This window comes from Acidovorax sp. Leaf73, from assembly GCF_916855635.1.
Lineage (GTDB): Bacteria > Pseudomonadota > Gammaproteobacteria > Burkholderiales > Burkholderiaceae_C > Acidovorax > Acidovorax facilis.
Window position 1 is genome coordinate 250,430 of the sequence record NZ_CAKASI010000007.1, and the last position, 25,341, is coordinate 275,770.

Genomic DNA, 25,341 nt, shown 5'->3' on the forward strand with positions numbered 1-25,341 from the left:
GCAAGGCCGTTTTGCACAGATTGCAAGGGGCCTGTGCGCGCATCGAGCGCGACGATTCGTGCAGAGGCTCCCCGGCCCCCGCCGTTACCATTGCCCGATGCGCGATATCCGCTTTGAAGACATGCACCTGTTCGTGCGCGTGACCGACCTGGGCTCGCTCTCGGCGGTAGCGCGCGAGCGCGATGCGCCGGTGAGCCAGGTCTCGCGCACGCTGGCCCGCATCGAGAAGGCCTGCGGCGCACGGCTGCTGCACCGCACGACCCACGGCCTCACTCCCACACCCGAGGGGCTGACCTTCCTGGACTACTGCCGCCGCATCACCGGCACGCTCGACGAGCTGGAGGGCGAGTTCGCCCAGCAAAGTGGCCAGCCCAGCGGCTGGGTGCGCGTGGCGTCCAGCTCGGTGGTGGCCGAACACCTGCTGATCCCCAGCTTCGACAGCCTGCAGCACAAGCACCCGCAACTGCGTGTGGAACTGGTAGTGGACGACCGCATGGCCGACATGGCGCGCGATGGCATCGACATCGCCATCCGCACCGGCCCGCCGCTGACCGACACCGTAGTCGCGCGCCCGCTGGGCACGCTGGCACGCGCGCTGTACGCCACACCCGGCTACCTGCAGACACACGGCGTGCCCCAGCGCCCCGACGATCTGCGCCAGCACCGGCTCATCACCAACAGCGCGGTGGCGTTTCTGAACCACTGGCCTTTCCAGATCAATGGCGAACCGCATGTGCTGGTGGCCGAGGGCCACTGGCGCTCGGGCAGCACGGCGATCACGGCGCGTTTGGCGCTGCAGGGCCTGGGCATTGCGCGCCTGGCCACGGTGGTGGCGGAGCCCCTGGTGCGCCAGGGCCTGCTGGCACCGGTGCTGGCCGACTGCGTGGACCTGCAGCCCAGCCCCATCCATGCCATCACACTCACCCGCAGGCACCGGCTGCCCAAGATCCAGGCCTGCATCGACCATTGGGCGCAGTGGTTTTCCACCGCAGAGCCGAGCGACTGAGCGGGTTCGCGCCGTTTTCTTCTCCCGATTCTTTAGGACCGCACCGTGGGTGAATTCGACCTGATTGCACGTTACTTCACGCGCCCCGCACGCCCCGGCGGTGCCGTGGCCCTCGGCGTGGGAGACGACTGCGCGCTGCTGGCGCCCACACCCGGCATGCAGCTGGCCATCTCCAGCGACATGCTGGTGGCGGGCCGCCACTTCTTTGCGGACGTGAACCCCGAAGCCCTGGGCCACAAGGCGCTGGCCGTGAACCTGTCGGACCTGGCGGCCTGTGGCGCGCGCCCGCTGGCGTTCACATTGGCCTTGTCCTTGCCCCGGGTGGATGAGGCCTGGCTGGAAGGCTTCTCGCGCGGGATGTGGGCGCTGGCCGATGCCCACGGCTGCGAGCTGGTGGGGGGCGACACCACGCAGGGCCCGCTCAACATCTGCATCACCGTGTTTGGCGAGGTGCCCGCCGGCATGGCCCTGCTGCGCAGCGGCGCGCGGCCCGGCGACGACATCTACGTGAGCGGCACCTTGGGCGACGCCCGCCTGGCGCTGGAGGCTCTGCTGGACCACACCCCCCTGCCCGCCGACGTGCTGGCCCGCGCGCGCCAGCGGCTAGAGCGCCCCACGCCGCGCGTCGCCCTGGGCCTGGCCCTGCGCGGCGTGGCCAGCAGCGCCATGGACGTGAGCGACGGGCTGCTGGGCGACCTGTCGCACATCCTCAAGGCCTCAGGCGTAGGGGCCCGGATCGACACGCACATCACTTCAAAACTGATAGCTGCTAGCGCTTATCCATCAAGCGCTGGAGCCCTATTTGATGCTGAATTTATCCACCAATGCACGCTTGCAGGCGGCGATGACTACGAGTTGGCCTTCACCGCCCCGCCCGCACAGCGTGACGCGGTGGCCGCCGCGTCGCAGGCAAGCAGCACGCCCGTCGCCCGCATCGGCACGGTGCTGGTCACACCTGGACTGCAACTGGTGGATGCACAGGGCCAACCGGTAGACAAGCGCTACGCCTCGTTTGACCATTTCCGGTAACGGGCAGCCGTGACTGGCCGCGACTTTTTTTCGCAACCCATGAATCCTTTTGCGATACCCGCGGCTCTTGGTGGTGGAGGCGCCCTGTGTTGGCACCTCCTTCAACCGACCAAGGAGCCAATTCCCATGCTGTACCGCAAGAACATCACCCGTCCCGAAAGCCTGCTGCGCGTTGTCGGGGGCATCGCCCTCATCGCCGCGGGCCTCTGGTGGCTGGCCGCATCGCCCCTGGGCCTGGCACTGGCCGCCTCGGGCGTGGGAAGCATCCTGAGCGGCGCATTTGGCTACTGCCCAGCCTGCGCCATGGTGGGCCGCAAGCCTGTTGAATGACATGAAACAACTCCCCCTGAGTCGCTTCGCGCCTTCACCCCCGCTCTCACGCTGCGCGTGGGCAGGGGGACGCAGCCAGCGCGGCGGGGCGGCCCTTGCGCGGCTGCCCGCGCAGGGGTCGCACCGGTTTCACAGGCTGCGGGTGGCGCAATGCGCTGTGGAGAACTAAAACCATGAGCAACCCCACGACCTTACCCACACTCGCCCAGCTGCTTCCCGCTGCGCGCAGCGGCGATGCCGTGGCGATGGAGCAGCTGCTGCGCCTCACCCGCCCCGACATCCGCCGCTATGCGCTGCGCCATTGCGCAGCCACCACGGCCACCGACGACGTGGTGCAGGAGGCGCTCATCATCGTTTACCGCCGCGTGGGCGCGCTGCGCGAGGTGGCGGCGTTTGGTGGCTGGGTGGTGCGCATCGTGCAGCGCCTGTGCATGCGGCCGATGCTGGCGTGGCTCAAGGCCGAGCCGCTGGCGCAGGTGGAGGACAACCTCGCCTGGTCGCACCGCCCCGACCACGAGCTGCGCCACGACCTGGCCCTGGCCATCGACTCACTGCCGCCCCTGTACCGCGAGGCCCTCCTGCTGCGCGACTTCGAGGAGCTGACCATCGAGGAGATGGCGCAGCGGCTTGGGGTGACGCGCGAGGCCGCCAAAAGCCGACTGCACCGGGCAAGGGCCCTGGTGCGCGAGTACCTGGTGCCATCGGCGCCTGCGGCTCGCTGAGCCCCGCTGTGCACGCAATCTAACGGGCTGCGCAATAGTTCACGCAGCACGCTGCAGGCTTGTGCGTGGCCCGTGCAACAAGGTGCAACATCGCGCTCCATGGCTTATACCTACCTGTTCTTTCAGCCTGCACGGTTGCCGCTGTCCACCGACGAGCTCTCACCCGACACGGTGCTGATGCTGCGCGACATCCATCACATCAAAACATCGCTCGCGCAGATGGTGCCGGGCCTGGAGTGGGCCCTGCCCACCTGGGGCCACGCCACGGTGCTGGGCCACGGGGTGGAATTCCATCTCCCCGACAACGTGTCCGATGGCCCGCTCGCCATGCATTGCTCGCTGCGCACCGACTACACCGCCTGGGTGCAGGCGCTGTGCGACGCGCTGGGCTGGCTGGCGTTCGATGAACGGCCCATGTGCCTGCAGCCCCACGGCCCATCGTTTCCCGCCTGAGAGTCCGCCCTGCGGGGCAGGTGCCGAAGACCCCGGCTACTTCGCAATGATGGTCAGCAACGCTTCACGCGTGGACTGCGCGCCCGCATAGGCAAAGGCCTTGCGGTACTGGGCCGAGAGCTTGCCCCACGGGGCGATGCAAACCAGATGGAGGCCTACCGCAGCACGCATGTGGGCGATGTGCATGACACCTCGCCCTACCCGGCCGACAACCCACCGAACATCGAGCCCTGTGTGAAGAGAGACAAGCCCCAGTTCATCTTCACCGCGGACTGGATACGGCGCATGGGCAGGCTGATCGCGTTCGTAGCGCTGGGGGCATGAGCACCTCACGGCCAACATTACGGGCACCATTTGCTACATTTTCAATAGCTATTTGCGCTTACCTGTAAAGCGCTGAGTGGCAATTTGGCTCATTTTCTCCTGCCCCACCCGGAGCGCCGGGGAGAAAACCCCGCCTCAACGCATCTGGAACAGCTCCTGGTGAAAGCGCGCAGGCGAGCGCCCCAGCTGCTGCATGCCCAGGCGCACCGCCTCGGCAAAACCCTGCGGCCCACAGAACCACACGCTCGCCGCCGGGCTGGTGCCCGCCAGCAGCGCTGTGGGTGTCACGGGCCCAGCGTCGTCGCTGTAGTGGATCTCCAGCGTCACGCTGGGCAGGCGCGCGCACAGCGCGGCCATGCGCTCGGCAAACACCGCCTCGCCTGCATGGCGCACGCAGTAGTGCTGGTGCACCCGGGGCGCCAGCGCGGGCGTGGACTGCATCGACTCCAGCCAAGCCATGAACGGCGTGGCGCCAATGCCTGCGGCCACCCACACCTGCTCGGTGGCGCTGTCGCCGCGAAAGTCAAAGCAGCCATACGGCCCCTCGATGCTCACCGTCTGGCCCGGCTGCACCTGCAGGGGCAGCTGCCCCGTGTGGTCGCCCAGCGCCTTGATGGCAAACCGCAGCACGCCGTCGCCCTTGTCGGCGTTGAGCAGGGTGAAGGGGTGCGCCCCCTCGGCACGACCAAAGGTGACAAACGCAAACTGACCGGCCGCATGCTTCCAGCCACTGGCGGGGCTGACCTGGCAGGTCACTTCCAGCACCCCAGCCCCTTGGGGCGACACGCTCACCACACGGGCCGCATGGCGGCGGCTGCGTCCGATGGCCCCGGCCAGCGAGCGCACTGCGCACAGCACCCCCACCAGCGTGCACAGGCCCACCAGCACACCCGCAGGCTGCTGCCACCAAGCGGGCGGCGTGAGCACCACAGCATGGAAGGCCAGCACCAGGTACACCACGGCCAGCAGCTTGTGCAGGTAGCGCCACACGTGGTACGGAAACCGCTGCCACAGCGTGATGACCAACATGGCCGCGAGGAACCACACAGCCCATTCCCCCATCTCCTCGGCCAGGTGGCGGAAGGTGTTGAGCCACCAATCCGCGCGCGGCGCGCGCACTGGGCGGCCTACCCAGTCAGCCAGCAGGCTGCGCGACAGCTGCAGCCCGTAGTGCAGCAACGCCAGCACAATCGCGCCGATGCCCGCCCACTTGTGCAGGCGGTAGCTCTTGTCCAGGCCACCCAGCGGTTTTTCCAGCCACGCGGGCCGCACGGCCAGCACCATGATCAGCGACATCAGCGCCCAGGCTGCCACCCCGGTGAGCAGGATCAGCTGGTTACGCCACCACCAGACATCGCCCCACGCGGGCGGTGCAGGCTGGGGCACGATCAAAGCCAACATCCACACGCCGATGGCCACCGCCAGAGTGCCCCCCAAAACCTTCTTCCACATCACCAGCCCCACTAATTGTTGCAATGCAGCAACTGTAGAAACCCGCGATGAACGCCACCTGAACAGTGTGTGAAGCAGCGGCAAAGCGCGCCAGCTTGTGGCCGGAGGTTGATCTGCATCAGCCCTTTGCGCAGGTGCTGCCCTCCTCGGAATCAAGCCTGCACAAAACGCGCAAGCGGCCTGCGCGGCGTGGCAGGCACCTCGCCCTGCGGGTAGCCAATGCGGCAGAACATCTGCACGGTGGGCTCCTGGGGTGTGCGCGGCGCGGGCCGCCCCAGCACCAGCTGGTGCACGCGCTCGAAGTGCGGGGCCATCTCGGCAAATTCCTGCACCGCCTGGCTCATGGGGTGCATGCCCACACCCAGCGCCGTGGCCTGCAACTGCTGGCGCACATACAGGCGCCCGGTATGAATCTGGTCGCTGCGCGTGTTGGGGCCGGCAATCCACACAAAACCCATGGCCGTGCGGCTGTGGCCTTCAAAGCGGCCCATGGCATTTTTGTACGCCGCGCTGCCTTCGGCGGGTGGTGCGGAGCGGTCGAACAGGCCAAGGGCCGACACCGCGCGCACAAAGGGCGAGTTGATCGAGATGCCATCACGGTGCTGCAGGATCTCGGCCGGGCCCACGCGGGTGAGCTGGATGCTTTCCATCATGGTGCGCGGCGTGAGCAGCTCTACCCGGGCGGACTCCCAGCACAGCGTGCGCAGCGCGGGCAACTGGTCTGCACTGACGGTACCGCCAACGCTGAGCGGGGCTTGAGCCGGGGCGCTGCCCAGCAACCGGGCCAGCAACTCGGGCGCCACGGGGCGGGTGGTGTCGAAATCGGTCTTGGGCGTGTGGCGCAGCAGCACCTGGGCAAACAGCGGGTCGGGCTGGCCACCGGGTTTCAAGGTGATGCGCGCCACGGGACGGTCGTCCCAGTCCTTCAGGGCCGCAGGCAGCTCGCCCTGCGGCCACAGCAGCACCTCGCTGGCCACGCCTTGCTGGGCCAGCGCCATCACCAGCAGCTCCAGAAAGGCGCCATGGCCGATGAGTATCTGGCGCCCCCCTGGGTCGGTCTGTGGCAACACCCGTGCAGGGTCGGTGCGCAGGGTGATGACACCGCTCTCGCGCAAGTCCACCAGCCAGGGCTGCAGGTTGTGCGAATTGGGCGCGGTGATGGCGTAGGCCACCGCCCGGCGGCGCACATCGGTCTCGCCCACGGGGCCCTGCCAGGCCTCGACCGCCTCGGCGGGATAGTGCGAGCCCACGGCGCCGCAGGCGACCAGCGTGCCGGTGGTGGCGGCGGCGATGGTGCCCCCCCCTGCCAAACGAATGAAGTTGCGACGGTTCATGAGAAGACTCCGGTGGTTCAAAGGTTGTGCCGTCAGGCCAGCGCAGCGCGGGTCGAACGCAAGGCTACGAGCCCCAAATCTGCCAGCGCCTGGCGCACGGCCTGATCGAAGGGGGTGTGGGGCTCGTCGCCGATGAGCGCGCGCAGGCGGGTGTTGTCCAGACGGTGGGGCGTGCGCCACAGATAGCGCATGTCCGCCAGCGCAGCGAACGTGGGGGCCACCAGCCCCATCACGCGCAGCAGCGGCCACGGCAACCGCCCCACCCGCAGCGCGCCCGCATCGGGCAGCCAGCCCTGCTCTGCAGCAATGGCCGTGAAGCTGTGCAGCCACTGCTGCGCCGTGACGTGATGGCCAGCGAAATGCAGGCACTCGAAGGGGGCCAGCCGGTCCCGCTCTTGCGCAACGCGCACGAAGGTGCGGGCGAGGTCGGGCAGATAGGCCCAGGGCGTGGCTACGTCCAGCGGGCCGGGCCAGGTGATGCGGCCCCCGGGCAGGTCCTTGGCAATGGCCTGGTCCAGCCAGCTGCCGGTGCCACTGCCAAAGAAGTCCCCGGCGCGCAGCACCACGGCGCGCATGTCGCCCCCTTGCGTGGCAGCCTGCAGGCGCAGCTCCAGTTGCACCCGCATGCGGCCCTTGAAGCCCGTGGCGGCCTGGGGTGTGTCTTCGTGCAGCACGGGCGGCATGCCTTCGCCAAAGTTGTAGACGTTGCCCGGCAGCATCAGCGTGGCGCGCAGCTGGCGGGTGACGGCAATGGCAGCTTCCATCAACGCGGGCGCCTCTTCGCGCCAGGCCTTGTGCGTGTAGGCGGGGTTGAGCGCATTCACCACCACCTGCGCGCCTTGCGCCTGGGCCGCCAGTGCGGCGGTGTCCTCCACCGCCACGGGCATCCACCATACACCGGCGATAGCGGGCAGCGCAGGCCCGCGCGCACCGGGCCGCACCTGGGCCAGCACTTGCCAGCCGGCCTGGGCAAAGGCCCGGGCCGCCGCCAGTCCCAGCCGGCCCCGGGCGCCCAGGATCAACACGGTGGAAGGGTTGTCCGTGCAGGGCGGAAAACGGGGGTGGGTGGTCATGTCAGGGCTCCATTCACAAGGGATGTATCGATTGTGGAAACGCAGAGCCCGTTACACAATTGGCTAAGCACCCATAACAGCAATGCAAATTTGAATACCTCCAACCACCCTGCTGTTACCCCGTTGCAGGCACGCTATCGCCATGAACCAAACCTTTGACTGGAGCCTGGTGCAGTCCTTTCTGGCCGCGCTGGACCAGGGCAGCCTGCTGGGCGCAGCCCGGGTGCTCAACGCCAGCCAGCCCACCATTGGTCGCCACATTGCCGAACTCGAATCGCAGCTGGGCGTGGTGCTGTTTGAGCGCACAGGGCGCGGCTTACTGCCCACGGCCACGGCGTTGCGGCTGGCCGAATCGGCCCGCGCCATGGAGATGGGTGCCCACCAGCTGGCACGCAGCGTGTCGGGCGCTGAGGAAGGCGTGAGCGGCACCGTGCGCATCACCGCCAGCCAGCCCGTGGCCTGCGTGCTGCTGCCGCCCGTGCTGGCGCGCATGCGCCAGGCGCTGCCCGAGGTGCAGGTCGAGCTGGTGGCCAGCAACCAAGTCACCAACCTGCTGCGCCGCGAGGCCGACATTGCGCTGCGCATGGTGCGCCCCGACCAGGCCAGCCTGGTGGCCAAACGCATCGGCGCGGTCACGCTGGGCGCCTATGCCCACCGCGACTACCTGCGCCGCAAAGGCACACCTCGGCAGCCGCCCGACCTGCTGCAGCACGAGCTGGTGGGCAACGACCGGCACGAGGACATCCTGCAAGGCTTTGCCGCCATGGGCTACCCGGTGGAGCGCCAGCACTTCGCGTTTCGCACCGACGACCTCATGGCGTATTGGGAAGCCGTGCGCGCAGGATTGGGCATCGGCTTTGTGGGCAACTACATGGCCCGCACCGACCCAAACGTGGTGGCGGTGCTGCCCCAGCTTGCGTTGCCCGAGCTGCCTATCTGGCTCACGGTGCACCGCGAGATCCGCACCAGCCGCAGGATTCGGGCGGTGTATGACTTTTTGGCGGCGGAAGTGCCTGGGGTGTTGTAGCCCCGTGCCTGCGCTGCACGCCTACCCCCTGTCGGGGCGCAAGAGCATGCCGGGTTCACCCGATGGTTTTGCAAACGACGCAAAGCAGGTCTGCAAATAGTCCATGGTGGCCAGCACTTTGGGCGCGCGGTGCCGGGTGCTCAAGATCACCGCAAAAATGGGATGGCTCCCGCGTTCCACGGCCTGTGGCAAGACCGGCAAGAGCTTGCCCTGGTCCACCAGCGCCTGGCCGATCACGTCGTTCATGCGTGCAATGCCCGCGCCACCCAGGGCGAGGGAGATCACCGCTGCGCTGCTGTTGACCTGCACTTTGCCCTTCACCATCAGCATGGTGGGCTCGCCGTTCACCCGAAAATCCCATTGGTTGTGCGACGGGGTGGATGCGTTGGATATGAGCCGATGCGCAGCCAAATCCTGCACGGATATCGGAGCTCCGTACGTTTGCACATACCCAGGTGATGCATAGAGTGCACGACCATGGCTGCCCAGCGACCGCGCCACGGATGCCTGCGCCGGGTCGACGCCAGCGCGAATCGCAATATCAATCGACTCATCGGCCATGTCCACCACACGGTCTTCCATCTGAAGTTCGACCGTCAGCCCCGGATACTGGGCCCCTAGAAGGTGCAGCTTGGGAATCAAGACATATTCAGCGAGCAGCTGGCTGACACTGATGCGCACTGTGCCGCCAATGTGCAGCGAACGCCCACCAAATCCGTCTCGCAACTGGGCATATTCGCCCAAAATCCGCCGCGCGTGCTCCAGGAACATTTCGCCCTCTTCCGTGAGCGACAGGCTGTGGGTGGTGCGGTGGGCCAGACGCAAGCCGCAGGCCGCCTCGATGCGGGCCATGCCGCGCGAGACGTGGCTTGCAGCCACGTTGCGCTCGCGTGCCACGGTTGAAAACGAGTGTGCCGAGGCAATTTGCACAAACAAGGCGAAGTCATCCAGCGTGAGGTTGTCCATGGTTGTGCATTTTCTGCACAAGCGCTGTGTCCGGCCAGCTGTTTCCGAAGTCTTTGCGATTCGCGACAGTCCGGGTGTGCGGATGGTCCGCACCAAGCCATCAACTTTCTGAAGCTGCTATGCCCCTCACACTCATCATCACCGAAGGCATCCTGCCCAAAAACCGCCAGCAAAGCACTATGGCACGCCTGTCGGAGGCCTTTCTCAAGCTGCACGGCTTGGCTGGCAACAAGTTCTTCACACCCAACGTCATTGGGCATATTTCAGAGCTCCCTGAGGGCAGCACCTACGCGGGAACAAGCCCGACCAACGTCGCTATAGTGGAATGGCTCACGCCCTCATTTGCATTTGCCACACGGGAAGTGCAAACCGCCTATGTCGCCGAGGCCACCGATATCCTCTTTGAAGCCTGCGGCGGCAAGCAGCCCCGCGAAAACATCTGGGTCAACCTGAAATACGCGGTGGACGGCATGTGGGGCATTGGCGGCAAGGCCTACACCAACCAGGAGCTGGGCGAAGCAGCATCCCACGGGTAAATCCAGCACGCCTCAACACGGTGTGTGCGACTGTATCGCCCCACATTGCCACACCGTGTGTTCAAACCACCCCAAGGCCCACCATGACGACTTTTGACGATGAAGGACTGAGCCCCCGGCCCACCCGATTGCTGCATACCATGTTGCGGGTGGCAGATCTGGAGCGGTCCATCGAGTTCTACACCAACAAACTGGGGATGCGCCTGCACCGCCAGGAGCGCTTCCCCCAAGGCCGCTTCACCTTGGCTTTTGTCGGCTATGGCCACGAGTCCACCGACGCCAGCATTGAACTGACCTACAACTGGGACCAGTCTGCCTATCAACGTGGGACGGCCTACGGACACATCGCGTTGGCCGTTCACAGTGTGGCCAAAAGCTGCGCCATCCTGCAAGCCGCCGGGGTTTCGGTAGTTCGCGAGGCGGGACCCATGCAGTCCCTATCTCCGGACCGGACTTCAGCAGAAAACATTGCCTTCATTGAAGACCCTGACGGCTATCAGATAGAGCTGATTGAGCGGCGGTAGCGCGATCCCCCAACGAAGCGCCGGAGGCACACCACGCGGGGGCACTGCATCCGCAGCGCGGGCTGCTAGCATCCTTCGCTGTCCATCCACGCCCAAGGAGTCTCGTGATTCATTGCCCCAATATCCCGCGCCTGCACCGTACCTTGGGCCTTTTGAGCGCAGCACTGCTCTCCATCGCGGCCTCGTCGGCCCACGCCCAGGACACCTCCCGCATCGCCCGCGTCACCGTCTACCCTGGCAGCGCCACGGTGGAGCGTGTGGCCAAGGTGCCCGCTGGCGCGCGCAGCCTCACGCTGGCCTGCCTGCCCGCGTCGCTGGATGTGCAAAGCCTGCAGATCAACGCCGACCCCGCCGTGCGTGTGGGCGAGTTCAACGTGCTCACCGAAGACCGCGATGTGGCGGCGGGCTGCGCGAGCCCGCTGGATGGCCGCATCCGCGAACTGGAAGACCAGATCGCGGGAGTGAAGGCCGAAGCCTCCGCCCTGCAACTGGTGGATGGTTACCTGCGCAGCGTGGCACAAACCGGCAATGGCCAAGAGGCGGCAGCGCCTGCTACAAGCGCCCCCCGTGTCGCCACCCCGACGCCCGCACAGATCACCGCTACCGCCGATGTACTGCGCAAGTCTGGTCAAGACAGCTTTGCACGCGCGCACCAACTGCAACGCAAGCAGGAGGCGCTGGAGCTGGCCCTCAAGCCCCTGGTGGCCGAGCGCGACCGCGTGGCCAGCCAGCGTGCGCGGGTGGTGTCCGTCACCATCAACCTGGCCGCCGAGCGCGAGGCCGAGCTGCGCCTGTCTTACCAAGTACGCGGCCCTGGCTGGCAACCCACCTACCGTGCCACGCTGGATGCCACCAAATCCACCGTGTTGATCGAGCGCCAGGCGCTGGTGGCGCAAAACAGTGGCGAGGACTGGGGCACTGTGCAGCTGACCTTGTCCACTGGCCAGCCCGGCCGGGCCACCCAGGGCCGCCTGCCCCGCGAGTGGACGCTGGATGTAGCCCCGCCGCCGCGCCCCATGGCCGCAGCCGCACCGGCGATGGCCATGGCTGCAGCACCATCGCCCGTGGCACGCTCGCGCAATGTGGTCGAAGAGGACAAGATCTCCTTCGACGTGAGCACCCTCGACAAGGGTTTTGCCACCGAGTTCGCCGTGCCGCAGCGCATCACCGTGCCATCAAGCGGCCAGCGCGTGACGCTGGCGCTGGGCAACCACACGGCCCCCGCCACGCTGATCACCCGCACAGCCCCCGCCGTGGAAGAAGCCGCCTACCTGGTGGCCCACATGGCCCAGCCGCCCGGCGTGTGGCCCGCAGGGCCAGCAGGCCTGTACCGCGACGGCGCGTTTGTGGGCAACGGGCGCATCGACTTCTCCACCCCCAGCGCGGGCGCCCCGGCGGGCAGCACCAGCCTGTCGTTTGGCCGCGATGAACTCGTCACCGTGCGCGCCGAGCCTGTGCAGGACCTGACGGGCAGCACCGGCTTTACCGGCTCGCGCACCGAGCGCAAGACCCGCCGCGCCTACAGCGTGGAAAACCGCCACAAGACCGGCATCACGCTGCAGGTGCTGCATGCCGCGCCGGTGTCGCGCAACGAGAAGATCGAGGTTGAATCGCGCTACCAGCCCCAGCCCACCGACACGGCCTGGAACCGCACACCCGGCACCGTGGCCTGGCAGCAGCCGCTGGCCGCAGGCGCCACGGCGCAGTTCAGCGCCGAGCACACCATCCGCTACCCCAAGGATGTGGAGCTGCAAGAACGCCAGTGAACCGGCAATTGCAGCCCGCACCCATCCACAACAGTCGTTCACAATCGACAGCAGCGCCCCACGAAAAAGCCCGAGGAGCCAGCCCCACCATGAGTTACCAACACATCCTCGTTGCCGTTGACGGCAGCCCCACCTCGGACCACGCCGTGGCCCAGGCCACCAGCCTCGCGCAATCCACGGGCGGCCGCATCCGGCTGCTGAATGTGATGGACCCGGTGGCCCACATCAGCGGCTTTGAGCAGCCCGAGGTCTACAGCCAGGAGGTGCTGCCCCGCCTGCGCAAGGCCGGCGAAGCCCTGCTGCACCAGGCCCAGGAGCGCGTGGCGCAACGCGGTGTACCGGTAGACACTGTGCTGATTGAAAACCTGGACGCCTGCGTGGCGCAGCTGGTGGTGGAGCATGCCCAGGCCTGGGGGGCCGACCTGATCGTGCTGGGCACGCACGGGCGCCGTGGCCTGGCCCGCGTGCTGATGGGCAGCGATGCCGAGCAGATTGCACGCACCGCGCCCGTGCCCGTGTTGCTGGTGCGCCTGCCCGCAGGCGCAGACGTGGCCGCCAGCGCCTGACAGCCCCTCCCTCGTGCCATGACCGTTTCCGAGCCCCCGCAGCCCCTGCCCTCCCGCCGCCCTACCGTGGCGTTCATGTTTTCCCACCCGGCCCACTTCATCGCACTGGGTTTTGGCGCCGGGCTGTCGCGCGTGGCGCCGGGTACCGTGGGCACGCTGTGGGCTTGGCTCAGCTACCTGGCGCTACAGCAATGGCTGCCGCCCCAACACATGGGCCTGCTGATTGCCGCCAGCACCGTGGTGGGCTGGTGGGCCTGCACCACCACCGCCCGCAACATGGCCGTGGCCGACCCCGGCAGCATCGTGTGGGACGAGGTGGTGGCCTTCTGGCTGGTGCTGTGGCTGGCCATGCCCATGGGCTGGTGGGGGCAGCTGGTGGCTTTTGGGCTGTTCCGCTTTTTTGATGCTGCCAAACCCGGCCCGGTGGGCTGGGCCGACAGCCTGTTCAAGGGTTTTGGCTGGCGCGGCGGCTGGGGTATCTTGTGGGACGACTTTGTGGCAGCCTTCTGTACCCTGCTGGTCATTGCAGTGTGGAGGTTTCTATGACAACCGCATCGCTATCAAATAAAGAGCTGCTAGCGCTTGATACATCAGCGCTAGAGGCCAATTTGACCCAAATTTCTCTGGAATTGCTCAAACACAGCCACCTGCTGGCCACGGCCGAAAGCTGCTCGGGCGGCATGATCGCAGCGGCCTGCACCGACCTGGCGGGCTCCAGCCAGTGGTTCGAGCGCGGCTTTGTCACCTACTCCAACGCCGCCAAGGTCGAGATGCTGGGCGTGCCCGCTGCACTCATTGAGCAGGAAGGCGCCGTGAGCGAGGCCGTGGCCCGCGCCATGGCCGATGGGGCGCTGGCCCATTCCCAGGCGCATGTGAGCCTGGCCGTAACCGGCGTGGCCGGCCCTACAGGCGGCAGCGAGGCCAAGCCCGTGGGCACCGTGTGGTTTGCCTGGTGCGTGAATGGCGAAACCCACAGCGAGATGCAGCACTTTGCCGGCGACCGCGCCGCCATCCGTGCGGCCACGGTGCGCTACGCACTGCAGCGGCTGCTGGGCTTTTTGCTGGCCTGACCCCCTGGGTGGGCGCCTGACTGGGCGCACACGCCAATTCAGCCTGGCGCTCCAACGCAATCAACCATCGCCGCATCCCGCATGACCTCACCTACCTGGTTTGAAGGCTTCACCACCCAGCGCATCACCACCGCTGGCGCCGAGATTTTTGTCCGCACCGGCGGTACCGTGGGTGCACCGCCCCTGCTGTTGCTGCACGGCTTTCCGCAAACGCATGCGCTGTGGCACCGCGTGGCGCAGCAGCTGGCGCGCGACTACTTTCTGGTGCTGCCCGACCTGCGCGGCTATGGCGATTCATCGCACGCGCCCGGCCTGCCGGACCACAGCAACTACAGCAAACGCGCCATGGCGCAGGACATGGCCGAGGTGATGACCGCGCTGGGTCACGACGCGTTCTTTCTGTGCGGCCACGACCGGGGCGGCCGCGTGGCCCACCGCCTGGCGCTGGACCACGCAGCGCGCGTGAAGAGGCTGAGCGTGATCGACATTGCCCCCACGCTCGACATGTACGCCCGCACCGACATGGACTTTGCCCGCGCCTACTACCACTGGTTCCACCTGATCCAGCCCGCGCCGCTGCCCGAGACCATGATTGGCGGCAACGCCCGCGCCTACCTGCACGCCAAGCTGGGCGGCTGGGGCAGCGCGGGCCTGGCCCACATCGAGCCCCAGGCCCTGGCCGACTACGAGCGCTGCTTTTGCACGCCCGAGGCCATCCACACCGCGTGCGAGGACTACCGCGCCAGCGCAGGCATCGACCTGGAGCACGACCGCGAAAGCCGCGCGCGCGGCGAGAGGATCGCGTGCGACACTCTGGTGATCTGGGGCGAACACGGCGTAGTTCACCGCCTGTTCGACCCGCTGGCTCTATGGCAGGCGCAATGCGCGGGCCTGGTGACCGGCCAGGCCGTGCCGGCGGGGCACTTCATCCCCGAGCAATTGCCCGAGGCCACGGCCCGCGCGCTGAGCGCCTTCATGCGCTGACGACCCGCTCCGCATCGGCACGGAAGGGCAATCGCAAGGGCCCGCCGTGCATTTGTTCACGCGCTGCCCGGCCACCATGCCTTGCACAGTGCGCACAGATGCCCTTGCGTTCCTAGAATCCGCCGCTTCGCACGCTGCGGAACCCATCGCAAACACGACGTGTTGGCGAGCTCCCCGCTTTCCGCAGCGCCCCACCGAGCCTTGCCGATTGCGTGACCATGCCCCCTTTTACCGCCACCCACAACCAACTGCTCACCGAGCACCTGCGCAGCTTTCTGCCAGGCATCGAACCCGAAGCGCTGGAGCTGCTGCGCGCCCAGCTGGAGTGGGTGGAGGTGCCCGGCGGCAGCACGCTGATGGCGCAGGGCGAGCCCGGCGAGTCGATGTACCTCACCGTGAGCGGCCGCCTGCGTGCCTATGTGCGCAGCGATGACGGTAGCAGCGGCCCGCAGCGCCGTGTGGCCGACATGGGCCGGGGCCAGGTGATTGGCGAGATCAGCCTGTTCACCGACGCACCGCGCGCCGCCACCGTGGTCGCCGTGCGCGACTCGGTGCTGGTGCGGCTGACCAAGGACGTGTTCAAGACCCTGCTGGCCAGCAGCGCCCAGGTGTCGATTGCCCTCACGCGCCAGATCATCCAGCGCCTGCAAACGGGCACCGCCGCCCACACGGCCACACAAGAGCGGCCCGTGGCCATGGGCCTGCTGCCCGTGAGCAGCTGCGTGGACCTGCAGGGCTTTGGCCAGAGCCTGGCGCGCCAGCTGGGCACCATCGGCCGCGTGCGCGTGGTCGACTCCGCCACCGTGGACGCAGAGCTGCACGAGCCCGGCATTGCCCAGCGCGAAGGCGCCGACGCCACTGCCAACCGACGCATCGCCATGCTGCTCGACGAGATCGAGGCGCGCAACGACTTCGTGCTGCTTCTGGCAGACCCCGAGCCCACGCCCTGGACACGGCGCGTGAGCCGCCACTGCGACGAGTTGCTGCTGCTGGCCGACGCGCAGGCCGAGCCCGCCATCCACCCCATCGAAGAAAACTGCCTGCTGCGCCGCGCGCCCCTGGCCGAGGCCGCCGAGATCCTGGTGCTGCTGCACCCGGAAGGCACGCAGTGCCCACGTGGCACCCAGCAATGGCTGGACCGCCGCCCCGTGGCCGACCACGTGCATGTGCGCCCCACCCTCGACCGCGACATGGCGCGCCTGGCCCGCATCCAGAGCCGCACGGCCGTGGGCCTCGTGCTGGCGGGCGGCGGCGCGCGCGGCTTTGCGCACCTGGGCATCTACCGCGCGCTGCAGGAGGAAGGCGTGGAGATCGACTGCGTGGGTGGCACCAGCATCGGATCGGTCATGGCCGCGTATGTGGCATCCGACCGGCCGCTGGCGACGGTGATGGCCAATGCGCGCGAGGCATTCCGCACCAACCCCACGGGCGATTGGAGCCTGCTGCCGCTGATGTCGCTCATCAAGGGCCGCCGACTGCGCCACATCCTGCACGAGGCCGTGGGGAGCCTGGTGGGTTTCCCAGCCCAGGTGGAAGACCTGTGGAAGAACTATTACTGCGTGGCCACCAACTACTCGCGCGCCAGCGAACAGGTGGTGCGCCGTGGCAGCCTGGTGAAGTCGCTGCTGGCCAGCATCTCCATCCCCGGTGCATTGCCGCCCGTGGTGCACGAGGGCGACCTGCTGTGCGACGGTGGCACGTTCAACAACTTTCCGGTGGACGTGATGCGCAGCAGCATGCGCGGCGTGGGCACGGTGATCGGCGTGGACCTGAACTTCCGCAAGCCGCGCCGCATCGAGCTGGACGACATCCCCACCAGCTGGGCCCTGCTGCGCGACAAGCTGCGCCCGCGCGCCCAGCGCCGCTATAAGCTGCCCTCGCTGGCCAGCTACCTCATGCAGGTCACCATCCTGTACAGCATGTCGCGCCAGCGCCAGTCGCAGCAGCTCACCGACCTGTACTTCAACCCCCCCATGGACCGCGTCGGCATGCTGCAGTGGAACCGCTTCGAGCAGATCGTGCAGCAGGGGTATGCACATGGCATCCAGGTGCTGGACGGACTGGATGACATCAAGCGCCGGCGCATCGGCGGGCTGCGCACCCGTTGAGAACGCACCACACGGCCCGGTCGCCCAAGCGGCATGCAACAGGCAGGCACCGGTGTAGCATGGGCGCCCTTGAGGAGGAGACTCCATGCACCCCAACGCCCAGACCCTGCAGCGCTTCTACACCGCGTTTGCACAGCTTGACCACGCCACCATGGCCGCCTGCTATGCGCCCAACGCCACGTTCGACGACGAGGCCTTTTCCCTGAAGGGCCGCGACCAGATCGGCGGCATGTGGCGCATGCTATGCACCGCCACCAAAAAGCCCGGCGCGGCCGAGCACTGGAAGCTCACGTTCAGCGGTATCGAAGCCGACGCGGCCGGCGGCAAGGCGCACTGGGAGGCGCACTACCTCTTCAGCGCCACGGGGCGCAAGGTGCACAACATCATCGACGGCACCTTCACCTTCACGCCCGACGGGCTGATCGCCACCCACCGCGACCGCTTCAACTTCTGGCGCTGGGCACGGCAGGCTCTGGGGGCACCAGGGCTGCTGCTGGGCTGGTCGCCATCGCTCAAGCGCAAAGTGCGCAGCACGGCGGCGGGGAATTTGAAGAAGTTTCTGGCGCAGGGGTGAGGGGTGGTGTTGCGGTGACGCAGATCGCTCAATGCATTGGGAACTGCGGCTCTCGGCCACAAGCGGACACTGAAGATCATGGCAATGCAGACTGTCTCCATCGCATTTGGCGCTCTAGCAACCCTGCTGGGCCTCTACTACTCGTTTCTTGGGTTGTCCGCAGTCCGACATCTGCGGAAGGCCGATGAAATCGATAGGGTCGCGGGATGGACGCTTTTGTGGTGCTTAGATACAGACCGCTACGAGCTAGAAGGAAAACGACTTTGCAAGATTGGGCTGATTGTTTCCCTATGTAGCGCAGCGCTTTGGATTGGCGCTTTTACCGTGCATCGTGTGTCTTGAGCGTCGTCTGTTCAGGGCCCGATAGCGTCCCTCGCCGCCGGGCAGAATTCGGCCAGAAGCGGACACTGGAGAAGCGGTGAACAGACTCGACGAAAATCAGCTACTCAAGGCACATGGTGAAGTGGTCGCGACTGCTTCTCGCTTGATTGCAGGCCGAATCAGTTTTGTCGAAGGAGTCCGCACGCTGGTTGGATTGCGCACACTGGTCTCACCGCTAGACCATGATCCAGATTTCATGCTGTTCGTCGCAATCGACAGTGAATCAGACCACTTGCCCGGCCGTGAACAGCGCCAACACTGCGCCTCCGAATGGCTCGACCGATGCGATAGCGAAGCAGTTGCACTAGAGCACCGCTGGTTGGGCAGCGTTCGGCCAGCATGCGAGGTCCTGATTCGGCGATTCACCGCCTGATGCGATGCCTGCTATGGGCCCAAAGCGGAAAGTCAACGTCTTGGCTACAGACCAAAACTACGGCCGGCGATTGCCGCAAAGAACGCCGCAAGGTTAACGGTAAGTAAGGCGAATAGCGTCCGCCGAAATCTGAACCCTGACAACGCGCACACGAGCAGTGTTGCACTAACGGAGAGGAGAAACGCACCACCGGTGTACGCGGCTACTTCGTGCAGAACGTTAACCTTTAAAGGAGCGCTACGCGATCCTCCCTCAGCAAGTTCTCCGGTTTGCAAGGCGATGACTCCTGCACTACCCGACATAGCGGCGAGCATAAGAAGGATCGCTTTCCCGCCTATCCGCTCAAATGCCGACGATGGCCTCTCAGGTTGTGACAGCCCGTCTGTGCCTTGGCTCATGTCGTTTCCTCTTCCAAGATCAATGTCCGCTTCTGACGGAATTCTGCCCCGCGGCGAGAGACGCTATCCAGCCCTAAGCCGAAGTTAGGGCTTTCGATAGCGCTTCTGACGTTCGCGGTGGATTTGCAGATCGTCGGACATCGATTTCGACCTTCCAGCGCCAAAGATGGAAACCCAGCCTGCAAACAGGGAAAGCCCGGCGGGGAGAAGAATCGCCGTGAGACCCATGCCATCTCGCGCCAACTTGAAGGCCATTGCGGCAAGTACCAACGCAATGCCTCCAATAACCAGGCGCCTCGCCCAAAAAAACGTCCCGTGCATAAGGCGCTCTGCGCGAGAGACAGGCTCGTTGGAGCCTAGCTTGTCTTCAAAGAACGCCTGCCAGAAGACCCAGAAAATAATGGGAGCCAGCAGTATTGCGAAGAAGGCTCTCTCCCCATCCATCACAAGCCAGGCAGAGAGAGAAACCAAGACGATGCCTACTGCAATGAGAACTCTGCGCTCCATAACTTCCCAGCGCTCCATGCCTTCTCCTCGATGAGTGGGTGAACGTCCGCTCCTAGCCGAATTCTGCCCGACGGCGAGGGACGCAATCGGCCCCATTGGAGCCACTGCTACGACGACGGCCACCGGCCCAAAGCGCCCTATCACTGTGCTCGATCAGCGACAGGCAGCCACCCACCTTGAACCCCGCCCTCGCATCTGCAACGGGCAGCAGTGGAAAAATCAAGTCCAATTGGCCCCTAGCGCTTATTCAACAAGCGCCAGCAGCTATCAAATCAGTAGCTTCTACCAAAAAACCCGTAGCACTCTTGTACTTCTTGCCACTGCCGCAACGGCGCGGAGCATTGCGACAGGACATGTGGCGATGCTGTGCACGGCGACAAAAGGGCCGGCAGCCAAGCGCTGGGCCTGCTGGGTGTGCTGCGGGGCTGGTCGCCTTCGCTAAAACGCCAGCGGCATCCTCCCCGCTCAACCGCCCACCCCTCCTTTCGCACTGGCCGGAGCGACATCGCTTCCCATCCGATCAATCAGCACCGCGCTGGCGTCATTGAGCCCCAGCACCTGCACCGTGCAGCCATGGTGGCGCAAGCGCTCCACCACCTTGTCGAGCGCTGCGACGGCGGTGATGTCCCAGAAGTGGGCGTGTGTGACGTCGATGACCACCGCGCGGCCCTCGGCGCCCAGCACGTCGAACGCCTCGATGAACGCATCGGCCGAGGCAAAAAACACCTGGCCGGACACGCGCCAAGTGCGCTGGCCCAAGGCCGTGGCACCAGCGCCATCTGCGTGATCGGCGCCATCCGCATCGTCGTGCACGCGCACCTCCAGCATGTGCGAGACCTTGAACGCAAAGAACACCCCGCTGAGCACTACGCCCACGGCCACGCCAGCCGCCAGGTTGTGGGTGGCGATGGTGACGGCCACGGTGGCCAGCATGGCGGCGCTGGACAGGCGCGGGTGGCGCACCAGGGCACCCAGCGATTTCCAGTCGAACGTTTCGGCCGACACCATGACCATGATGGCCACCAGCGCAATCACCGGCACCTTGGATACCCAGTCTTTCAGCGCCACCATGAGGATGAGCAAAAACACCCCGGCGAACAACGTGGACAGGCGCCCGCGCCCGCCGTACTTCACGTTGCCCACAGCCTGGCCGATCATTCCGCAGCCCGCAATGCCGCCGAACAGGCTGGCCGCGATGTTGGCCACGCCCAGCCCCGCACATTCGCGGTTCTTGTCACTGGGCGTGTCGGTCAGCTCATCGACCACTGCGGCGGTGAGCACTGATTCGAGCAGGCCCACCATGGCGATCGCCAGCGCGGGCAGCAGGATGATGCGCAGGGTGTCGAGCGACGCGGGCACCTGCGGCAGCGCAAACACAGGCAACGCGTCGGGCAGTTTGCCCAGGTCACCCACCGTGGGCAGGTGCAGCCCCAGCGCCGATGCCAGCACAGTGAGCACCACCACGCAGATCAGCGGTGACGGAATGGCGGTGAGCGCAGGCCATGCCAGCCGCTGGCCCAGCCACGGCAGGCCGTAGATGAGCGCCAGCCCCAACGCCAGCGCCCCCCAGGTGGCCGTGCTGGCGCCGTGCAGGTGCGGCAGTTGCGCGGCAAAGATCAGGATGGCCAGCGCATTGACGAAGCCCGTGCGCACCGAGCTGGAAACGAAGCGCATCAACACGCCCAGCTTCATCAGCCCAAACGCCACCTGCACCGCGCCTGCCAGCAGCCCCGCCGCCAGCAGGTAGCCCAGCCCGTGCGACTGCACCAGCGGCGCAGCCACCAGCGCCACCGAGCCTGCCGCCGCCGACACCATCGCAGGCCGCCCGCCGGTGAAGGCGATGACCAGGCTGATGACAAACGAGGCGAAGAGCCCCACCGAAGGGTCCACGCCCGCCACAAAGGAGAAGGCGATGACTTCGGGGATGAGCGCAAACGTGGCCACAGCCCCGGCCAGCAGCTCGCGCGGAATGCTGGGCGCCCATTCGGCGCGCAGACGGTTCAGGGTGGAAGGGTTCATGCGGTGTGCCCTGCAAAAAACAAAGCGCGCCCGAAGGCGCGCTGCGAGGAATTTCAGATCAAAACAGGCTCTAGCGCTTATCCATCAAGCGCCAATAGCTATCCAATCAATAGCAAATTGCCCAACAAAATCAAGCTCCGTGGCACTTCTTGTACTTCTTGCCGCTGCCGCAGTGGCACGGGTCATTGCGCCCCGGCTCGGGCGCCTTGCGCACCGTCTCCACGCGCGGGCCCATGCTCTTCCACAGCTGGCGCAGGTCGTACACGGCCCAGATGGCTTCGCCGAAGGCCTCGACGCGCGCCTGGCTGGTGCTGGGTGGGCCGTCTTCGTCGTACATGCAGACTTCGGGCTTGCCGGTGTCGTCTTCGGTCAGGGCAACGATGCGGTCCAGCGCGTCGTCCAGCCACTTGGCGGCTTCCTTGTCGCGCGGGGCGGCCCAGTCTTCAGGCCAGTTTTCCACGGCAAACATGAAGCCCAGGGCCCACACCTGACCGAAGGACGGGATCTCCTGGTCGTCGCCCATTTCGGCGCGCTGCTCGTCGGTCAGGCTGGCCACGGCGCCGCGCATGTCCATGGCTTCGGGCTGGAAGGTGCGGTCGTCGTCCAGCGTCTTCACGTCGGTGTCGAGCTGGGTCACGATTTCGGCCCAGCGGCGGTTCCACAGCTCTAAAAAGCGCGCCTGCTGGGCGGCGTCAGCAAAGGCTGGCAACTGCGGCAGCGGGTCGCCTTCGGCAACATCCAGCTCGGCGCCGTCGCCCAGCAGCATGGGCAGGTACTCGGCCGGGGCGATGGCGCGGCGGCTGCAGATCAGCGCGGTCATGAAGCCATCGCAGAACTCCCACTGCGGGATTTCCTCGCCGCGCGAGCGCAGGTCGTCGAGGATGTTGTCGATCTCTTCCAGCTCTTCAGGGCCCAGTGCGGCGGCCGGGGCGCCCGCGGGGTCATCAAGATCGTCGGTGGAGGGAGTGGGCGATGTGGGTTCGGTCATGGGGGGCTCCGGTCGTCAAGCGAGAAAGCGGGGGCGGTAAAACATTGTTTTACTTTTATGATGCGCAGGCCTTGTGCCGTGGCGCTGGTGTAGCGGCGGAGGTACGGCGACCCGGGGTGGTGCCGGGCCTCAAAAGCGCCTTGCGCAACATGGCAACCCGATAAAAAGGCGGTCAGTGTAGCCCCCTCTCGCACCGCCACCAGAACCAGGACCCCCATGCTCCACCAACTGAACTCCCTGTACCCGGTGCGCTACACGGCCTTTGCGCTGTGCGTTTTCGGGCTGCTGCTGTCGCTGTTTGCGCTGGTGGCTTTTCACGTGGGGTTGCCCGTGGTGCTGGTGTTTGCTGCCCTGGTAGCAGTGGGCGTGTACGACCTGCAGCAGTCGCGCCACGCCATTTTGCGCAACTACCCGGTCATCGGCCACATCCGCTTCATGCTCGAATATGTGCGGCCCGAGGTGCGCCAGTATTTCATCGAAAGCGATAGCGAGGCCGCGCCGTTCTCGCGCGCCCAGCGCTCGCTGGTGTATCAGCGCGCCAAGGGCGACCCGGACAACCGCCCCTTCGGCACGCACCTGGACGTGGGCGCGCAGGGTTATGAATGGGTGAACCACTCGCTCGCACCCACACAGCTGCCGTCGCACGACTTTCGCGTGTGGATCGGCGGCAACCCCGATGCGCCGTCGCAGTCTGTGGCGCCTTGCACCCAGCCTTACCACGCGAGCGTGTTCAACATCTCGGCCATGAGCTTTGGTGCGCTGTCGGCCAATGCGATCCTGGCTTTGAACCAGGGTGCAAAAAAAGGCGGCTTCGCGCACGACACGGGCGAGGGCAGTATCAGCCAGCACCACCGCGTGCATGGCGGTGACTTGATCTGGGAGATCGGCTCGGGCTACTTTGGCTGCCGCAACCCCGATGGCACGTTCAGCGAAGAGCGTTTTGCGGCCAACGCCACCGACCCGCAGGTGAAGATGATCGAGCTGAAACTCAGCCAGGGCGCCAAGCCGGGCCACGGCGGCGTGCTGCCGGGCGCCAAGGTGACGGCCGAGATCGCCGCTGCGCGCGGGGTGAAGGAGGGCGAGGCCTGCATCTCGCCCGCCAGCCACAGTGCGTTCAGCAACCCGGTGGAAATGATGCAGTTCATCGCGCGGCTGCGCACCCTGTCGGGCGGCAAGCCCACGGGCTTCAAGTTCTGCCTGGGCCACCCCTGGGAGTGGTTTGCCATCGTCAAGGCCATGCTGGTCACGGGCATCACGCCCGACTTCATCGTGGTCGATGGCGCCGAGGGCGGTACGGGCGCGGCGCCCGTCGAATTCACCGACCACGTGGGCGCCCCGCTGCAAGAAGGCCTGCTGCTGGTGCACAACACGCTGGTTGGGGTGAACCTGCGCGACCGCGTGCGCATTGGCTGCGCGGGCAAGGTGATCAGCGCCTTCGACATCGCGCGCATGATGGCGCTGGGTGCCGACTGGTGCAACGCGGGGCGCGGCTTCATGATGGCGCTGGGCTGCATCCAGGCGCAAAACTGCCACACCGGCCACTGCCCCACGGGCGTGACCACCCAAGACCCGCTGCGCCAGCAGGCCCTGGTGGTGCCCGACAAGGCCACGCGCGTGGCGCAGTTTCACCGCAGCACGCTGCACGCGCTGCAGGAACTGGTGCAGGCCGCCGGGCTGCGCCACCCCAAGGACATCACGGCCCACCACATCGTGCGCCGCATCAGCGACACCGAGGTGCGCCTGCTGTCCAACCTGATCACGCGCATGCAACCGGGCGCGCTGCTCGGCCCGCTCGACGCGCAGCACAACGTGTTCCGCCTGTACTGGCCCTTGGCCAGCGCGCACAGCTTTCAGGCCAGCGAGCCTGCACTGGAGCCCTCCATTCCCCACCATGTCGAGCTGGTGCACGCCGCAGCCGTCGGCACCGCTGCTGCGGTGGCAGGGGATGCCGCTGTATGAACTTGACGATGGATGCATCCGCCCCCACCAACACCGCCGCCCCGGGCTACGCCGCCTTTTTGCAGCAGCAGCTGGCCACCCAGCCCCACAACGTGATGGCCCATGTGCTGGGCCACGAACAGATCTGGATCAAGCGCGCCGGCGCTCCCCACGGCACGGGCCGCTACCGCGCCATGGCCGTTCTGGCCGCCCTGCTGCGGCTGGACGCCCTGCGCCCCGTGCCCAACCCCGGCGGCCCTGCGGCCATTGCCACCGAAGTGCAGCGCCTGCGCGACCTGGCCGCACGCGGCATCCGCGTTCCCGTGGTGCTGGCCGCCTTGCCCCATGGTTTTGCCATGCGCCACTTGGGCCACACGGGGGAAGAGATTCATTCGCTGGGCAACGAGATCGACCATGCCGTGCAGGCGGGTGACACGGCCACCGTTCTGGCGCTGTGGCAGCAGGGGCTGGACACGCTGGCCCAGGTGCACCGCCAAGGCACGTGCCTGAGCCAGGCCTTTGCTCGCAACATGGTGCGCTGCCCCGATGGCGAAGTGGCCTGCATCGACTTTGAGGACGACCCCGCCGCCGTGCTGCCCCTGGCGGTGTGCCATGTGCGCGATGCGCTGTGTTACGCGCACTCCACCGCGATCTACCTGCACACCAGCGGCACGCTGACCGAGGGGCGCGAGCGCTGGGTGGCCTGGGTGGCGCAGGAGAGCGCGGAGATGCGGGCGGTGCTGGCGACCAGTGTCCGGCGGATGGGGTGGATGGGGCTTTTGCCGGCAAGCCGCAGGCTGGGGCGGGATTTGCAGCGGGTGCGGGCGGCGTACGAGTTGCTCAGCAGATGAAACGCGGCCGCTCCTATCAAGCTGTGGTTGTCCGCTGACAGC

Annotated in this window: 27 protein-coding genes; 19 read left to right on the forward strand and 8 right to left on the reverse strand. The window is 66.6% G+C overall.

The features are described from left to right. The first annotated feature begins 97 nt into the window (after positions 1-97). The 5 genes from LPA35_RS23030 (at position 98) to LPA35_RS23050 (ending at position 3,540) form a co-directional block, all read left to right on the forward strand. Entirely contained in the window at positions 98-1,006 is a 909-nt protein-coding gene (locus tag LPA35_RS23030; RefSeq protein WP_228899208.1) for a LysR family transcriptional regulator, read from the forward strand. Between the two features lie 45 nt (positions 1,007-1,051). Continuing rightward, positions 1,052-2,035, forward strand: a complete 984-nt coding sequence (gene thiL / locus LPA35_RS23035) for a thiamine-phosphate kinase (RefSeq protein WP_228899210.1) — start codon at positions 1,052-1,054, stop codon at positions 2,033-2,035. A 126-nt stretch (positions 2,036-2,161) separates the two neighbouring features. Further along, positions 2,162-2,365 carry a DUF2892 domain-containing protein gene (locus tag LPA35_RS23040; RefSeq protein ID WP_228899212.1) on the forward strand — a complete coding sequence of 68 codons (204 nt, stop codon included), beginning with the start codon at positions 2,162-2,164 and terminating at the stop codon, positions 2,363-2,365. Between the two features lie 173 nt (positions 2,366-2,538). Then, positions 2,539-3,087, forward strand: coding sequence for an RNA polymerase sigma factor (locus LPA35_RS23045; protein ID WP_228899214.1), 549 nt, complete (start codon positions 2,539-2,541; stop codon positions 3,085-3,087). 99 nt (positions 3,088-3,186) lie between these two features. Continuing rightward, on the forward strand, positions 3,187-3,540 hold the full coding sequence (locus LPA35_RS23050) for a hypothetical protein (RefSeq protein ID WP_055395567.1): 354 nt from the start codon (positions 3,187-3,189) through the stop codon (positions 3,538-3,540). A gap of 36 nt (positions 3,541-3,576) precedes the next feature. On the opposite strand, the gene LPA35_RS23055 is transcribed toward LPA35_RS23050, so the two are convergent. Then, positions 3,577-3,726 carry a hypothetical protein gene (locus LPA35_RS23055; RefSeq protein WP_162239752.1) on the reverse strand — a complete coding sequence of 50 codons (150 nt, stop codon included), beginning with the start codon at positions 3,724-3,726 and terminating at the stop codon, positions 3,577-3,579. Between LPA35_RS23055 and LPA35_RS23060 the strand changes: the two genes are divergently transcribed. After that, positions 3,721-3,864 carry a hypothetical protein gene (locus LPA35_RS23060; RefSeq protein WP_162239751.1) on the forward strand — a complete coding sequence of 48 codons (144 nt, stop codon included), beginning with the start codon at positions 3,721-3,723 and terminating at the stop codon, positions 3,862-3,864. The genes LPA35_RS23055 and LPA35_RS23060 overlap by 6 nt on opposite strands. A gap of 135 nt (positions 3,865-3,999) precedes the next feature. Here the strand turns inward: LPA35_RS23060 and LPA35_RS23065 are convergent, their stop codons facing one another. The 3 genes from LPA35_RS23065 to LPA35_RS23075 all read right to left on the reverse strand — a co-directional run bounded on the left by LPA35_RS23065 (position 4,000) and on the right by LPA35_RS23075 (position 7,723). Further along, a complete protein-coding gene (locus LPA35_RS23065; protein ID WP_228899219.1) occupies positions 4,000-5,340 on the reverse strand; it encodes a ferric reductase-like transmembrane domain-containing protein in 1,341 nt (446 codons plus the stop codon). A 128-nt stretch (positions 5,341-5,468) separates the two neighbouring features. Beyond that, positions 5,469-6,650 (reverse strand): twin-arginine translocation pathway signal protein, encoded by a 1,182-nt coding sequence (locus LPA35_RS23070; RefSeq protein WP_228899220.1) that lies wholly within the window; start codon positions 6,648-6,650, stop codon positions 5,469-5,471. 32 nt (positions 6,651-6,682) lie between these two features. Further along, positions 6,683-7,723, reverse strand: coding sequence for an NAD-dependent epimerase/dehydratase family protein (locus tag LPA35_RS23075; protein ID WP_228899221.1), 1,041 nt, complete (start codon positions 7,721-7,723; stop codon positions 6,683-6,685). A gap of 142 nt (positions 7,724-7,865) precedes the next feature. Between LPA35_RS23075 and LPA35_RS23080 the strand changes: the two genes are divergently transcribed. After that, the gene (locus LPA35_RS23080; protein WP_228899222.1) at positions 7,866-8,750 is read left to right on the forward strand and encodes a LysR family transcriptional regulator; all 885 of its coding nucleotides are present in this window, start codon (positions 7,866-7,868) and stop codon (positions 8,748-8,750) included. A gap of 21 nt (positions 8,751-8,771) precedes the next feature. Here the strand turns inward: LPA35_RS23080 and LPA35_RS23085 are convergent, their stop codons facing one another. Continuing rightward, positions 8,772-9,716 carry a LysR family transcriptional regulator gene (locus LPA35_RS23085; protein WP_055395557.1) on the reverse strand — a complete coding sequence of 315 codons (945 nt, stop codon included), beginning with the start codon at positions 9,714-9,716 and terminating at the stop codon, positions 8,772-8,774. A 119-nt stretch (positions 9,717-9,835) separates the two neighbouring features. Here LPA35_RS23085 and LPA35_RS23090 point away from each other — a divergent pair, with 119 nt between their 5' ends. The 10 genes from LPA35_RS23090 (at position 9,836) to LPA35_RS23135 (ending at position 18,598) form a co-directional block, all read left to right on the forward strand. Next, on the forward strand, positions 9,836-10,252 hold the full coding sequence (locus LPA35_RS23090) for a 4-oxalocrotonate tautomerase (RefSeq protein WP_228899225.1): 417 nt from the start codon (positions 9,836-9,838) through the stop codon (positions 10,250-10,252). Between the two features lie 83 nt (positions 10,253-10,335). Beyond that, complete coding sequence (gene gloA / locus LPA35_RS23095; protein ID WP_228899226.1) at positions 10,336-10,776, forward strand: lactoylglutathione lyase; 441 nt, start codon at positions 10,336-10,338, stop codon at positions 10,774-10,776. A 104-nt stretch (positions 10,777-10,880) separates the two neighbouring features. Continuing rightward, positions 10,881-12,542 carry a DUF4139 domain-containing protein gene (locus LPA35_RS23100; RefSeq protein ID WP_228899228.1) on the forward strand — a complete coding sequence of 554 codons (1,662 nt, stop codon included), beginning with the start codon at positions 10,881-10,883 and terminating at the stop codon, positions 12,540-12,542. Between the two features lie 89 nt (positions 12,543-12,631). Further along, a complete protein-coding gene (locus LPA35_RS23105) occupies positions 12,632-13,108 on the forward strand; it encodes a universal stress protein (protein ID WP_228899230.1) in 477 nt (158 codons plus the stop codon). A gap of 18 nt (positions 13,109-13,126) precedes the next feature. After that, entirely contained in the window at positions 13,127-13,654 is a 528-nt protein-coding gene (locus LPA35_RS23110; protein ID WP_121421436.1) for a phosphatidylglycerophosphatase A, read from the forward strand. Then, entirely contained in the window at positions 13,651-14,178 is a 528-nt protein-coding gene (locus LPA35_RS23115) for a CinA family protein (RefSeq protein WP_121421437.1), read from the forward strand. Before LPA35_RS23110 ends, LPA35_RS23115 begins: the two co-directional genes overlap by 4 nt. Before the next feature lie 81 nt (positions 14,179-14,259). Continuing rightward, positions 14,260-15,162, forward strand: coding sequence for an alpha/beta fold hydrolase (locus LPA35_RS23120; RefSeq protein ID WP_121421438.1), 903 nt, complete (start codon positions 14,260-14,262; stop codon positions 15,160-15,162). A gap of 218 nt (positions 15,163-15,380) precedes the next feature. Then, complete coding sequence (locus tag LPA35_RS23125) at positions 15,381-17,270, forward strand: cyclic nucleotide-binding and patatin-like phospholipase domain-containing protein (RefSeq protein ID WP_228899231.1); 1,890 nt, start codon at positions 15,381-15,383, stop codon at positions 17,268-17,270. An 85-nt stretch (positions 17,271-17,355) separates the two neighbouring features. Then, on the forward strand, positions 17,356-17,844 hold the full coding sequence (locus tag LPA35_RS23130) for a nuclear transport factor 2 family protein (RefSeq protein ID WP_218301436.1): 489 nt from the start codon (positions 17,356-17,358) through the stop codon (positions 17,842-17,844). A 418-nt stretch (positions 17,845-18,262) separates the two neighbouring features. Further along, positions 18,263-18,598, forward strand: a complete 336-nt coding sequence (locus tag LPA35_RS23135) for a hypothetical protein (RefSeq protein WP_228899232.1) — start codon at positions 18,263-18,265, stop codon at positions 18,596-18,598. Between the two features lie 482 nt (positions 18,599-19,080). Here the strand turns inward: LPA35_RS23135 and LPA35_RS23140 are convergent, their stop codons facing one another. The 3 genes from LPA35_RS23140 to LPA35_RS23150 all read right to left on the reverse strand — a co-directional run bounded on the left by LPA35_RS23140 (position 19,081) and on the right by LPA35_RS23150 (position 22,510). Then, positions 19,081-19,521 (reverse strand): hypothetical protein, encoded by a 441-nt coding sequence (locus LPA35_RS23140; protein ID WP_228899233.1) that lies wholly within the window; start codon positions 19,519-19,521, stop codon positions 19,081-19,083. Between the two features lie 447 nt (positions 19,522-19,968). Beyond that, on the reverse strand, positions 19,969-21,522 hold the full coding sequence (locus LPA35_RS23145) for a SulP family inorganic anion transporter (RefSeq protein WP_228899234.1): 1,554 nt from the start codon (positions 21,520-21,522) through the stop codon (positions 19,969-19,971). Between the two features lie 130 nt (positions 21,523-21,652). Further along, positions 21,653-22,510: a YecA family protein gene (locus LPA35_RS23150; RefSeq protein ID WP_228899235.1), complete on the reverse strand. Its 858-nt coding sequence runs from the start codon at positions 22,508-22,510 to the stop codon at positions 21,653-21,655. Positions 22,511-22,726: 216 nt separating this feature from the next. Between LPA35_RS23150 and LPA35_RS23155 the strand changes: the two genes are divergently transcribed. Together LPA35_RS23155 and LPA35_RS23160 are read left to right on the forward strand one after the other, a co-directional pair. Next, on the forward strand, positions 22,727-24,469 hold the full coding sequence (locus LPA35_RS23155; RefSeq protein ID WP_228899237.1) for an FMN-binding glutamate synthase family protein: 1,743 nt from the start codon (positions 22,727-22,729) through the stop codon (positions 24,467-24,469). Further along, positions 24,466-25,299 carry a hypothetical protein gene (locus LPA35_RS23160; RefSeq protein WP_228899239.1) on the forward strand — a complete coding sequence of 278 codons (834 nt, stop codon included), beginning with the start codon at positions 24,466-24,468 and terminating at the stop codon, positions 25,297-25,299. Before LPA35_RS23155 ends, LPA35_RS23160 begins: the two co-directional genes overlap by 4 nt. Positions 25,300-25,341: the final 42 nt, after the last annotated feature.